This window comes from Flavonifractor sp., from assembly GCF_019422385.1.
GTDB lineage: Bacteria > Bacillota > Clostridia > Oscillospirales > Oscillospiraceae > Flavonifractor > Flavonifractor avistercoris.
In genome coordinates, this window is sequence record NZ_JAHZDL010000093.1 from 1 (window position 1) to 8943 (window position 8943).

Annotated in this window: 9 protein-coding genes and 1 pseudogene; 7 read left to right on the forward strand and 3 right to left on the reverse strand. The window is 66.5% G+C overall.

Going from position 1 to position 8943, the window contains the following annotated elements:
- The 4 genes and pseudogenes from QZ378_RS10900 to QZ378_RS10915 all read left to right on the forward strand — a co-directional run.
- Positions 1-230: pseudogene (locus QZ378_RS10900) on the forward strand (transglutaminase domain-containing protein); the annotation flags it as partial.
- 154 nt (positions 231-384) lie between these two features.
- A complete protein-coding gene (locus QZ378_RS10905; RefSeq protein ID WP_191380317.1) occupies positions 385-738 on the forward strand; it encodes a BlaI/MecI/CopY family transcriptional regulator in 354 nt (117 codons plus the stop codon).
- Between the two features lie 16 nt (positions 739-754).
- Positions 755-1780: a M56 family metallopeptidase gene (locus QZ378_RS10910; protein ID WP_291258283.1), complete on the forward strand. Its 1026-nt coding sequence runs from the start codon at positions 755-757 to the stop codon at positions 1778-1780.
- 23 nt (positions 1781-1803) lie between these two features.
- On the forward strand, positions 1804-2136 hold the full coding sequence (locus tag QZ378_RS10915) for a hypothetical protein (protein WP_191528977.1): 333 nt from the start codon (positions 1804-1806) through the stop codon (positions 2134-2136).
- Positions 2137-2195: 59 nt separating this feature from the next.
- Here the strand turns inward: QZ378_RS10915 and QZ378_RS10920 are convergent, their stop codons facing one another.
- On the reverse strand, positions 2196-4823 hold the full coding sequence (locus QZ378_RS10920; RefSeq protein ID WP_291258284.1) for a cation-translocating P-type ATPase: 2628 nt from the start codon (positions 4821-4823) through the stop codon (positions 2196-2198).
- Between the two features lie 333 nt (positions 4824-5156).
- Here QZ378_RS10920 and QZ378_RS10925 point away from each other — a divergent pair, with 333 nt between their 5' ends.
- From QZ378_RS10925 to QZ378_RS10935, 3 genes are all read left to right on the forward strand, one after another.
- A complete protein-coding gene (locus QZ378_RS10925) occupies positions 5157-5570 on the forward strand; it encodes a hypothetical protein (RefSeq protein ID WP_087241667.1) in 414 nt (137 codons plus the stop codon).
- 124 nt (positions 5571-5694) lie between these two features.
- A complete protein-coding gene (locus QZ378_RS10930) occupies positions 5695-6183 on the forward strand; it encodes a sigma-70 family RNA polymerase sigma factor (RefSeq protein ID WP_291258285.1) in 489 nt (162 codons plus the stop codon).
- Complete coding sequence (locus QZ378_RS10935; RefSeq protein ID WP_291258286.1) at positions 6180-7259, forward strand: DUF4179 domain-containing protein; 1080 nt, start codon at positions 6180-6182, stop codon at positions 7257-7259. The genes QZ378_RS10930 and QZ378_RS10935 overlap by 4 nt, the downstream gene beginning before the upstream one ends.
- A gap of 79 nt (positions 7260-7338) precedes the next feature.
- On the opposite strand, the gene obgE is transcribed toward QZ378_RS10935, so the two are convergent.
- Complete coding sequence (gene obgE, locus QZ378_RS10940; protein ID WP_087241661.1) at positions 7339-8619, reverse strand: GTPase ObgE; 1281 nt, start codon at positions 8617-8619, stop codon at positions 7339-7341.
- Positions 8620-8682: 63 nt separating this feature from the next.
- Positions 8683-8943 (reverse strand): 50S ribosomal protein L27 (gene rpmA, locus QZ378_RS10945; RefSeq protein ID WP_291258287.1); only part of this gene is annotated, 261 nt, incomplete at its 5' end.

The window sequence follows — 8943 nt, forward strand, 5'->3', positions numbered from 1 at the left end:
CCGCCCGGCGCAGCGGGGAGGACGCCCGCCGCGCCCACTACTTCGGCAGCCTGGATCCCTGGCGAATGGTGGCCAACTCCGCCTTCCAGGCCCCCCTGACGCCCCCCATGACCGGCTGGCGGCAGGATCCCTACGACAACCAGGTGGGGGAGCTGATGGTGGACGGCCGTGGGCTGGACAGCACCCAGCGGGACTGGTCTCAGGAGGTGCTGGAGCTGGAGCTGCTCTGAGCCGTCGCGACGCAGAATCATAGCCCGCCCGGGCCGCAAAAGCGGCCCGGGCGGCTTTTTTGCGCGCCAGACTATAATTATAGTCTTGACAGGCTCCCCGTCCTGTGGTACGCTACAGGTGTCTAGACTACAACTATCGTCTAAGAGGTGCGCCATGGAACTGTCCAAATCCGCCCTGCGCGTGATGAACCAGCTGTGGGAGAAGGGGGAGCTCCCCGCCAAGACCCTGTGCGGCCTGCTCCACGAGCAGTGCGGCTGGAACAAGAACACCACCTATACCATCCTCAACAGCTGCGTGAAAAAGGGCCTCATCGAGCGGCGGGAGCCCGGCTTCCTCTGCCGTCCCCTGGTGGGCCGGGAGGAGGTGCGCACCCAGGAGCTGGGGCACCTGGTGGACGGCCTGTTCCAGGGCTCCCCCGCCCTGCTGTTCTCCACCCTGGTGGGCAGCGGCTCCCTGAGCCAAGAGGACGTGGAGGAGATGCGGGCCCTGATCGACAAGCTGAAATAGAGAAGGGAGGCGTCCCATGCTGATCTGGCTGACCCCGCTCCAGATGTCCCTGTACGGAGGGCTCGCCGTGCTGGCGGCCCTGGCGGTGCGGACGGCGGGCCGGAGGCGGCTCCCCTCGGGGGTGCTGTCCTGGCTGTGGCTGCTGGCCGCCCTGCGGTTTCTCCTGCCCGTCTCCGTGTCTGGCCCCGCCTCTGTGGATGTCAGCGCCCTTCTGCCCCGGCCCCTGCCCAGCGTGTCCCTGCCGGCGCCCCTGCCCGGGACGGCGGCGGCCGACGCGGTGGCCCTCCCGGCGGCCCCGGACGGGCTCACTATCCCCTGGCCGGTGCTGGTGTGGGCCGCGGGGGCCCTGGTGCTGGCCGCCCTGTTTGCGGGCCTGTGGCTCTCCTGGCGGCTCCGGCTCCGCCGGGCCCGCCCCTGCCGCCGCCCGGCGGTGGAGGCGTGGCTGGCCGGCCGCTCCGGCCGTCGGCTCCGGGTGCTGGAGTACCCCGGACTGACCACCCCCATGGCCTGCGGCCTGTTCCGCCCCGCCATTCTCCTGCCCCCCGGCGTGCCGGAGGAGGTCCTTCCCCTGGTGCTCCTCCACGAGTCCGTCCACCTGGCCCGGCGGGACAACCTGAAACGGGGCCTCTCCCTGCTGGTGGTCTGTCTGCACTGGTACAACCCCCTGGCCTGGGTGCTGGCGGTTTTCCTGGCCCGGGACGTGGAGCTGGACTGTGACAAGGCGGTGCTGGCCCGGACGGACCGGGACTGCCGGGCGGAGTACGCCTCCACCCTGGTATCCGCCGCGGCCCGGCCGGCCCGTTCTTCCCCCTATCCCTGCTACGGCAAACATGCCATCAAAGAAAGAGTGGTGACCATTATGACATGGAAAAGGCCCACCCGCCGCCGCTGCGTGCTGGCGGCCGTGCTGCTGGCGGCCTTCGGCATCGGCCTGCTCACCGGCTTTGCCGCCGTCTCCCGGCAGGGGGAACCGGATGTGCCGGTATTCCCGCAGGGGGAGGGGGTGGTGGGCCTGGGCAACCGGGGCCTCCCGATGATCTGAACGCCTTCGGCCTGAGCGGCGCGGTGCTGAATATCGGCGACTATTGGGACATCCCGGTGGAAATCAAGAACGGCGTCATGTGCCAGTTCCGGGACGGAGGCCAGCCCTGGACACTGGCGGAGGGGGAGACGGTGCGCTTCTCCCTGACGGCTGGCCTGGTGGAGGGCTACGAGGAGCGGGGCCAGCCCATGGAGATCGGCGTCCTCCGGGACGGGGCCAGGGTGCCCCTGTTCAACGGCAATCTCAATGTGACCATGGACATGCACTTTACCGCCCCCGCCGACGGGAGCTATGAGTTCTACCTGCTCAACGTCTGCGCGGACAGCATCTATCTGCTGGATGTCTCGGTGCAGTGAGCAGAAAAAGAGCCCGCCCGGGCCGCTTTTGCGGCCCGGGCGGGCGTTTACGTTGCGGATTACTTGTTCCGGGCGTCGCAGATGATTTTCACGATCTGGATCACCACGGTGGGGGCCAGGGCCAGCAGGACGATCTCGCCCAGGTTGGCGAAGCCGAAGGCCGGGGCCACCATAAACAGGCCCTTGAGGCCGGGGGTGAAGAGCACCAGCAGCAGGAGCACCACGCCGGCGAAGAAGGCGGCGATGGAGGCCCTGTTGGTGGAGAACTTCAGTTTGAAGATGGACTCAGCGCCCCGGCAGTTGAAGCCGTGGAACAGCCGGGCCAGGGTGAGGGTGGCGAAGGCCATGGTGGAGGCCATGACGGAGTCGCCGCCCTGGTAGCCCAGGTAGAAGGCGATCATGGTGACGATGGCGATGAGCAGGCCCTGGCCGCCGATGCGGGAGAGCAGGGACTTGTTCAGGATGGGCTCCTTGGGATCCCGGGGCTTCTGCTTGAGCAGGCCCTTCCGGGCGGGCTCCATGCCGATGGCGATGGCGGGCAGGGAGTCGGTGAGCAGGTTGATGAACAGCAGGTGCACCGGCTGGAAGGGCACGGGCAGGGCCAGCAGGGAGGCGTAGAGCACGCAGAAGATGCCGGCGGTGTTGCCCGAGAGGAGGAACTGGATGGCGTTCTTGATGTTGGTGTACACGCTGCGGCCGTTGACCACCGCCTTGACGATGGTGGCGAAGTTGTCGTCGGCCAGGATCATGGAGGCCGCGTCCTTGGACACCTCGGTGCCGGTGATGCCCATGGCCACGCCGATGTCCGCCTTCTTCAGGGCGGGGGCGTCGTTGACGCCGTCGCCGGTCATGGAGACAATCTTGCCCTTGCGCTGCCAGGCGTTGACGATGCGGATCTTATGCTCCGGGGACACCCGGGCGTAGACCGAGATGTGCTCCAGCCGCTCGTCCAGATCGGCGTCGCTCATCTGGTCAAGCTCCACGCCGGAGAGGGCCTCGTCCCCCTCCAGGAAGATGCCCAGCTGCTTGGCGATGGCGGTGGCGGTGACCTTGTGGTCGCCGGTGATCATGACCGTGCGGATGCCGCCCTGCTTGGCGTCGGCCACGGCCTGGATGGCCTCGGGCCGGGGCGGGTCGATCATGGAAATGAGGCCGATGAAGGTGAACTCGTTCTCGTCGTCCAGGGTAAGAGGACGGACAGCGTCCAGCTCCTTGTAGGCGAAGGCCAGCACACGCAGGCCCTCCATGGACAGCTCCATGTTCACCCGGGCGATGGTCTCCTTCCGCTCGGGGGTCATCTCCACCTTGCCCTCCCGGGTGAGGAGCCACTTGGAGCGGTCCAGCAGCACGTCGATGGCGCCCTTGGTGAACAGGGTGGGGGTGCCGTCGATGTCGTGGAGGGTGCTCATCAGCTTGCGGTCGGAGTCAAAGGCCAGCTCGCCCAGGCGGGGGTGCTGCGCCCGGTAGGTCTCCTCGTCCACGCCGAACCGCTCCCCCAGCATGACCAGGGCCACCTCGGTGGGATCGCCGATGGAGGCGCCGGTCTCGGCGTTGTTGGTGGCGTCGCTGGCCAGCAGGGCGGCCTTCAGCAGCAGCCGCTGCACGTCGTTGACCAGATCCAGGTCGTCCCCCTCCAGCAGGGAGCCGTCGGCGTACACCTTCTGGGGGGTCATCTTGTTCTGGGTCAGGGTGCCCGTCTTGTCCGAGCAGATGACGGACACGGAGCCCAGGCTCTCCACGGCCTTGAGATCCTTGATGATGGCGTTCTGCCGGGCCATCTTCTGGGTGCCCATGGCCAGCACGATGGTGACGATGGAGCTGAGGGCCTCGGGGATGGCGGCCACGGCCAGGGCCACGGCGAACATGAGGGAGTCCAGCACGCCCATGCCGGTGCGGAAGATGGACAGGACGAACACCGCCGCGCAGATGACCATGATGACGATGGCCAGCTTGGCGGAGAAGTTGTCCAGGCTCTCCTGCAGGGGGGTCTTGCGCTGCTGGGTCTGGTTCATGAGGGCGGCGATCTTGCCCAGCTCGGTGTTCATGCCGGTGCCGGTGACCAGCACGGTGGCCCGGCCGTAGGTGACCAGGGAGCCGGAGAACACCATGTTCTTCTGGTCGCCCAGGGCCACCTGGCCGGCGTCGATGGCGTCGGCGGTCTTGTCCACGCCCTCGCTCTCGCCGGTGAGGGAGGACTCATTGACCTTCAAAGAGAAGTTCTCCAAAATGCGGCCGTCGGCCACCACCATGTCGCCGGCCTCCAGCAGCACGATGTCGCCGGGCACCACGTCGGCGGAGGGGATCTCCACCCGGGCGCCGCCCCGCAGCACCTTGGCGGTGGGGGAGGACATGGCTTTCAAACTCTCCAGGGACTTCTCCGCCTTCACATACTGGACGGTGCCCAGGATGGCGTTGAGGATGAGCACGGCGAAGATGACGATGGTGCTCTCCACATTCTCCGACACGGCGGAGATCAGGGCGGCGATGATCAGGATGATCACCAGCAGATCCTTGAACTGCTCCAGGAACACCTGCAGGGTGCTCTTTTTCTTGCCCTCGGACAGCTTGTTGGGGCCGTACTGCTCGGCGCGCCTGCGCACCTCCGCCTCCGACAGGCCGCGGAGGTCGGCCTGCTGGCTCTCCAGCGCCTGCTGGGCGGTCTGCCTGTAGTAGGGCTGCTCGCTCATGACATTCCTTCCTTTCGTTCTTCTGGAATGGGCGGAGGGCAACAAAAAAGACCTTCCGCCAACCGCTGCATGACACAGCAGTTGTCGAAAAGTCTTGTTACCGCACCGGGCGCATACCGCCAGGCCGGAGAACCGGGCCGTGGTGTTGACGGCATGACTTTCAAACTACTCCCTTTTCAACTGCAGGTATTGTAGCACAGCCGACCTGTTTTGTCAATCTAATTTTCCAGTATGCCCCGGTTTCCGCCCGCCGATTCCACAGACCGTTGACGGCAGGGGCGGATTCCGGTATACTTGGGTGGATCCATCAAACAGAGCAAGGGGGGAGACGCCATGCGGTCAAAATGGGTGCGCGGCCTGCTGCGGGCGGCGTGGGGACTGGAGCTGGTGGTGGCGGTGGTGATTCTGGCCGTCACCCTGGTGCAGCTGTTCCTGGTGGGGCAGACCACCCTGAACGAGCTGCTGGCCGGACAGTTCGATCTGGACGGCTTTTTTGTCTCGGCCATGACCATCGTGGTGGGCATCGAGTTTGTGAAGATGCTGCTGCTCCACACACCGCGGGCGGTGACCGATGTGCTCCTCTTCGCCATTGCCCGGCAGCTGGTGGTGAGCCACTCCAGCTCGGTGGACACCCTGCTGGGGGTGGCGGCGGTGGCCCTGATCTTTATCATCAAGAAGTTCCTCCACACCGAGGAGGACGACGGCGCCGCCGCCGGGAAGCGCCCGCCGGAGACGCCCGCCCACTGAATCGAAGAGCCGCAGGCCGGCCGGCCTGCGGTATTTTTTTGCCCTGGGTGAAAGATTCCCGGCCCATCAGTCGTATTGTTGGTGAAAGCGCTTTTAAGCCTGCCAGAGAAAGGATGTGGTGCGCTTGCCCGCCCCGTTGAACCGGGCGGAGGCCGAGCGGCTGGTACACAGCTACTCGGATCTGATCCTCCGCCTGAGCTATACCTATCTGAAAAACACCGACGACGCCCAGGACATCTGCCAGACCGTGTTCCTCAAGCTGCTCCAGAAGCCCCGGGAGTTTGCCTCCCCGGAGCATGAGAAGGCCTGGATCATCCGCACGGCGGCCAACCTGTGCAAGGATCACCTGAAAAGCCGCTGGCGGCGCACCACCGTGGCCCTGGAGGCCGCGGCGGCGGTGCCCGCCCCGGCGGAGGAGGAGGGGGGCCTCCTGGCCGCCGTCAACCTGCTGCCCCCCAAGTACCGGGCGGTGATCTACCTCTACTACTACGAGGGCTACGCGGCCAAGGAGATCGCGGAGCTGCTGGGCGAGAAGCCCGCCACCGTCTCCACCCAGCTCAGCCGGGGCCGCCAGCAGCTCCGCACACTGCTAGAAAGCGAGGGATTGACATGAAAAACAGCTATCGGGACGCCATGGATGCTCTCCGCTTCACCCCGGAGCAGAAGGCCGATATGGTGGAACACCTGCTCTCCGCCCCGGCGGCGGGGAAGGTGGTGCGCCCCCTCCGCTTCCGCCGCTTCGCCGCGGCGGGCGCGGCGGCCGCCCTGGTGCTCAGCCTGGGGGTGGCCGGGGCCACCGGCGCCCTGGACAGCGCCGGGGAGGCCTTTGCCGGCCTGTTCGGCGGCGGGGCCGCCGAGACGGAGATCATCGACCAGATCGGCTACCCCATCGGGGCCAGCGCCACCTCCAACGGCGTCACCATCACCGCCGACGCCATCGTGGGCGACACCTACAGCTACGCCATCGTCTACTCCATCCGGCGGGACGACGGGGAGCCCCTGGTGAGCCAGGAGGTGCTGGAGAGCGGGGATAACGCCCTGCCCCTCACCTTCGACAGCCATGATGTGACGCCCGGCAACCCCCTGGCCGTCCTTTTGGGCGGCGGTGGAGGCGGCTACTCCCGCTTCTACGACGCCGATCCCAACGACAACGCCATCCAGTTTATGGAGGTCTGGACTTTCAGCAGCCCCATCCGCCCCGGAAAGGTTACCGCCACCTTCCAGGGCCTCTATGAGGCCTCTGAGGACTATCTGGACAAGGAGCTGCTGGCGGAAGGCCCCTGGAAGCTGGAGTTCCACATGGCCTTTGAGGATTCCTCCGTCTCCCTGCCCGCGGGGCAGGACTTCACCCTCAACGGCATGGACGCCACCCTGGACGCGGTCACTCTCTCCCCCCTGTCCATCATGGTAGAGTATACCGTCCATCAGGAGGTGCCCCAGGCGGAGCGGGAAAACGGCCTGGAGGATGGGGAAAACGACCCTTACGCCCCCTTCCGCGACCTGCCCATCGTGATCACCTACACCGACGGCACTACCCTGGAGATTGACAGCGGCAACACCCACATCGGCTCCGGCAGCGGCCGCGCCAAGTGCAGCATAGGCCTGGTGTTCGACACCATCCGTCCTCTGGACGAGGTGGCCTCCGTCACCGTGGGGGACATTGTCCTCCCGGTGAGCACAGAACGGTAATCCGGCGCGCGCGCCGGGGTCGTCGCGCGCCACTCAAAAGCAGAGCGCTCCGCCTCGGATGAGGCGGAGCGCTTTTGTGTTATCGCTGGTATTCAAATTCCAGGTTGTACAGGGACACGATGTCCCCGTCCTTGATGCCCATCTCCTCCAGCCGGTCGAACAGGCCGGACTGGCGGAGCATCTTGTCGAACCAGTTGCGGGACTCATAGTCCCCGAAGTTGACGTTGGACATGAGCCGCTGGAGCCAGGGGCCCTCCACGATCCAGGTGTCGTCCTCGTGGATGATGTTGAGGGGCTGGGACATATCCACCTCCGGCGGCCGCTCCACATAGGTGGGCTCGTACACCGTGATGGGGGGGAGGTGCTCCAGCTCCCGGGCGGCGGCGTACATCAGCTCCCGGGTGCCCAGCTGGGCGGCGGCGGAGATCTCGAAGAAGGGCAGACCCTTGGCCTCCACGTGGGCCTTCAGGGCCTCCAGCCCGCTCCGGTCGGCGGCGATGTCCACCTTGTTGCCCGCCACCAGCATGGGCCGGTTCTCCAGCCCGGAGCCGTACTCCTTCAGCTCGGCCTGGATGGCCTCAAAGTCGGCCACCGGATCCCGGCCCTCGGAGCCGGACACGTCCACCACGTGGATGAGCAGGCGGCACCGGTCGATGTGCCGCAAAAAGTCGTGGCCCAGGCCGGCGCCCTCGGCGGCCCCCTCGATGATGCCGGGGATGTCGGCCAGGACGAAGGACACCCCCTCCTCCACGTACACCACCCCCAGGTTGGGGAACAGGGTGGTGAAGTGGTAGTTGGCGATCTTGGGCCGGGCCTTGCTTACCACGCTCAGCAGGGTGGACTTGCCCACGTTGGGAAAGCCCACCAGGCCCACGTCGGCCAGCAGCTTCAGCTCCAGGATCACGTCCCGGCTCTGGCCGGGCAGGCCGGCCTTGGCGAAGCGGGGCACCTGCCGGGTGGGGGTGGCGAAGTGCTTGTTGCCCCAGCCGCCGTTGCCGCCGCGGGCCAGCACGAAGCGGTCGGTCTGGGACATGTCGCAGATGATCTCCTTCGTCTCGGCGTCCCGCACCACCGTGCCCCGGGGAACCTTGATGATCAGATCCTCCCCGTCCTTGCCGGAGCAGCGCTTGCCCTGGCCGTCCATGCCGTTGGCCGCCACGTACTTGCGCTTGTACCGGAAGTCCATCAGGGTGGACATGTGCTCGTTGATCTCCAGAATCACGCTGCCCCCCCGGCCGCCGTCGCCGCCGTCGGGGCCGCCGGCGGCCACGTACTTCTCCCGGTGGAAGGCCACCGCGCCGTTGCCGCCATTGCCCGCCCGCACGGTGATGCGGGCGGTGTCCACAAAGGGTGCTGCCATACATTCTCTCCTTTATACAGAAAATCGCCCCGAACTCCGGAGTTCGGGGCGATTTGTGCGCAATTACTGAGCGATCTCGACAATGGAGACCTGCTTGCGGTCCTTGCCCAGGCGCTCAAACTTCACCTTGCCGCTCTTGAGGGCGAACAGGGTGTCGTCGCTGCCCTTGCCCACGTTGACGCCGGGATGGATATGGGTGCCCCGCTGGCGAACCAGGATGTTGCCGGCCAGGACGAACTGGCCGTCGCCCCGCTTCACGCCCAGGCGCTTGGCCTCGGAATCACGGCCGTTGCGGGTGGAGCCGACGCCCTTCTTGTGGGCGAA

Excerpts from the sequence above, each read along its gene's own strand:
- QZ378_RS10925 (WP_087241667.1), top strand. The coding sequence starts at position 5,157 with ATGCGGTCAAAATGGGTGCGCGGCCTGCTGCGGGCGGCGTGGGGACTG.
- obgE (WP_087241661.1), bottom strand. The coding sequence starts at position 8,619 with ATGGCAGCACCCTTTGTGGACACCGCCCGCATCACCGTGCGGGCGGGC.
- QZ378_RS10935 (WP_291258286.1), top strand. The coding sequence starts at position 6,180 with ATGAAAAACAGCTATCGGGACGCCATGGATGCTCTCCGCTTCACCCCG.
- QZ378_RS10920 (WP_291258284.1), bottom strand. The coding sequence starts at position 4,823 with ATGAGCGAGCAGCCCTACTACAGGCAGACCGCCCAGCAGGCGCTGGAG.
- QZ378_RS10910 (WP_291258283.1), top strand. The coding sequence starts at position 755 with ATGCTGATCTGGCTGACCCCGCTCCAGATGTCCCTGTACGGAGGGCTC.
- QZ378_RS10905 (WP_191380317.1), top strand. The coding sequence starts at position 385 with ATGGAACTGTCCAAATCCGCCCTGCGCGTGATGAACCAGCTGTGGGAG.